Source organism: candidate division KSB1 bacterium (assembly GCA_022562085.1).
Classification (GTDB): Bacteria; Zhuqueibacterota; Zhuqueibacteria; order Oceanimicrobiales; family Oceanimicrobiaceae; genus Oceanimicrobium.
On the sequence record JADFPY010000435.1, the window covers coordinates 1 to 3,205 of the forward strand.

General features: G+C 41.2%; 3 protein-coding genes. All 3 read right to left on the minus strand.

Annotation, left to right across the window (positions count from 1 at the left end; genetic code table 11):
• A partial coding sequence (locus tag IH879_21845; GenBank protein MCH7677569.1) for a hypothetical protein occupies positions 1–178 on the minus strand: 178 nt, incomplete at its 3' end.
• A 350-nt stretch (positions 179–528) separates the two neighbouring features.
• Complete coding sequence (locus IH879_21850; protein MCH7677570.1) at positions 529–3,030, minus strand: protein kinase; 2,502 nt, start codon at positions 3,028–3,030, stop codon at positions 529–531.
• Positions 3,031–3,050: 20 nt separating this feature from the next.
• Positions 3,051–3,205: hypothetical protein (locus IH879_21855; GenBank protein ID MCH7677571.1), on the minus strand; the 155-nt coding region annotated here is incomplete at its 5' end.

Here is a 3,205-nt window from a genome sequence, read left to right on the forward strand (position 1 = left end):
TAGAGGCTGGCTTTCTATACCACTCCTGCGCTCTGGCAGCAATCATCATGCAGTCCTGCAAAACCGCATCCTGGTTGGCTTGTACCGCGCTGCTGGTAAACATGTTAATGCCGATTACAATCGATACGCCGACAATAATAGCGCTCAATACCAGAAGTAAAAGTTGTTGTTGTCCCATGATGGTTCTCCTTAATTAGTTTTATTTAATAAAATTATTTAGCTAAAAATCGTTTTTACCGGGGGAAAAACTAATCACCTCCTTAGTGGCCCGGGCCTCTTTTTTAATTTTTGTTTGTATTTATTTTTTATCATTATTTTATACTGTCTTTGCGAGCGTTTCTCAGCGAAGCAATCTCGCTTTATATAGAATGATTCAGCAAAAGTCTGTCCTGATCCCTTCTGCTGCGCTCGGGATAAACTCCGCCGCAGGAACGCCTCGCTTGAATCTTCATCCTGAGCCTTCGACAGGCTCAGGATAAACTCGGTCGAGGCATGTCTCTTTCCCATGCTCTGCGGGAAAGAATGTTGTTAATAATGGTCCCTCGATTGCGCGATATGGTAATTAAAATTGGAGACGATGCCATTCTCAATCGCCTTCTTTATGACCGTTATCATCTCGTTAACTGTCTGGAATCTTTTCATCGGATCCTTGGCAAGGCATTTCATAATTAAGACCTCACAGAACTTCGGGAGCTGATCGTTTAACTCTCTTGGCGACAGCAAAGCTTTGCTGAGGATTGCGCTTCGGGTCTCATCTTCCGTAGAATCTGCAAATGGATTCATCCCCGTCACTACTTGATATAGGATGGCTCCTAAAGAAAATATGTCACTCCTGCCATCCCCGTCCAGACCGTGAACTTGCTCGGGTGAAAGATAGTAAATTCTATCGTTCTCCTCGTCCCTATCTTTACGTTTCTTGTCCTCAAAAAATGCCTGTGGATTGAAGAAATCCATTAATTTCGTTTCATCATAAAGCCCGACTCGAATATTGCCTGGTTTCAAATTTAAATGGAAGAAGCCCAATTGGTGCGCGTAATAGAGTCCTTTGCAAATCTGTAGAATAACTTGTATAAGTCTTTCGGCATTGAACTTTATTTGACTTTGAAATAATTCTGTGACCGGAGCGCCTTCAATAAACTCCCTGACGATATATGTCAATCCTTTGTCTTCCTCAACTTCATAAATGTTGGCGATATTCGGATGGCTCATCTGCCCAAGTGCTTTTGCCATCTGGTAAAAGGCTCGTTTTTGCTCATTATTGGACGGCAATGAGTTAAAGACTTCCGATTTTACTACCTTCAAGAGCACAATTCTGCGCAATATTGAATCCTTAGCTTTATAAGCTTGAAATACACCTTTTTTGCCGAGATCAGCCAGGAGGTCAAATCTACCTAATTTGTTGATGTTTCCAAAAGTCAATTCATCAATTGGGTTTCTCCAATCGATTTCATGCAGCCCCAGGGTGTCGCTAAAATATTTAAGATTAACTTGCCCAATTGTCTCCGCCAAAAATCGATTGGAATTTTTTATTTGTCTGTAAGCTTTGCCGGTTATAAAGATACGATCGGTTTTCCTTAATGCGTCGCTGTATTCCGAGTTGGTTGGTAAATCTCTTTCACCGGCAATTCCGATTTTTACACCGGTTGAAAGGTCTTTTAGCGTTTGGTCGCTGTTCTTCCCGAAGCTTTCCCGTGCGCAATGGATACCGAAGGACAAATGGATTTGTTCGTTAGGCTCGCTCAGGTGATTAAAACGTCCGAGCTTGCTTAACACCCCGATCGCAAATGAAACAGCGCTCACGGTTTCTTTTGCAAAAATGAGTAGCCCGTTAGAAGCCGCCCAAATATGGACCAACTGGTATTTTTCCAACTGATCGAATAAGAGGACATAGAGTTTGCGTTTAACTTGTTCAATTTGCTGCTGCCCAAAATCGGTCCTAAGCTGATCAAAGTTAGAAAATTCAATCGTGATTAATACTTCCAGGTTATCCGGTAACTTCCATTTTTGACTCCCGTCCTCCGTTTCTGAAAAAATCGCTGCGCCTTCTTTTTCGAAATCTTCATAAGTTAATTTGGAGTGCGTTCCGGTGCCGCTGCCGATACTTCTGCCGGTGATGGCTTCAAAGGTCTGCAATTTATCCAGAACATCTGAAGTGATAGTGTTAGAGGGCAGGGCGGCGTTTTCTTTCTGCTCGGAATCCTCAGCAGAAGCTTCCATTTGTTGCAAAACGTAGACATTTTCCGCTTCTTTTACCGAGGCAGCTTTTGAATCATCCCAGTATTTATCTTTGCTTAAGAATCTTTCTAATTCGAGAAACAAACTGAGATCTTGCAATCTATTGAACCGTGCAATGCTGCCGAGAAAACCAATAGTGATGTTTTTGTCCAAAGGACTAAATATGGCGATTTGATTTTGGAGTTCGGTTGCGAATTTCTTTTCCAAAAAAGTGAGACACAAGTATTTACCAATGACATTTTTATTTTCTGCGACGTCAAATAATTTTTTTAACTGAGCAATGGCGTCGTTAAACAACCCGGCGCTCCAGCAGCTATGAATGAACATGGAAAATGCCCGTGGCTGGTACCCGGACTTTTCCAGAATCATTTCCACCGTTTTCTTGCATTTGTGAAAATCCTTTTTCTTGAAATAAATCATACCGACTCGTTCGGCGAGTTTATCAAAAATGGGAGTATTGTGCCTCAGGGCTACCTGGTAGATTTGCAGGGCTTCAGCATCCTCACGGCCTTCGTTTAAAAAAGAAAGGGCTAAAATTTTACATAAATCTGCATTGTTAGGAGCATATTGAATCGCCTTCTTAAATACCGCAATTGCATCGCTATCTAGTTTTTTTGCTCCGATATAAGCTTTGCTAAGATTGATGTACAAATTTTTGTTTGCCACTTTTAGAGCAATAATTTGTTCATACTTCTTAGCGGCGTCTGAATAAAACCCTTTTTCTAAGTAAGCATTCCCCAATGCCATTAGCATCTGGATTAAATCTTGATGGTCTTTTGTTTCTAGGGGATGCATATACGTTTTTCTTTTACCTTCTACATGTTAATTCGAGTCAGCTCTTTTTCAACCGCCTTCTCGATAATTTCAAGTGCTTCCGAATCCGTTCTTCCTTCCGAAATATAATATTTTGCTACCAATGGGAAAAGCTCGTTTTTCCACTGAAAAGGTATCTTTAAGCGTAAAATGATTT

Excerpts from the sequence above, each read along its gene's own strand:
- IH879_21850 (MCH7677570.1), bottom strand. The coding sequence starts at position 3,030 with ATGCATCCCCTAGAAACAAAAGACCATCAAGATTTAATCCAGATGCTA.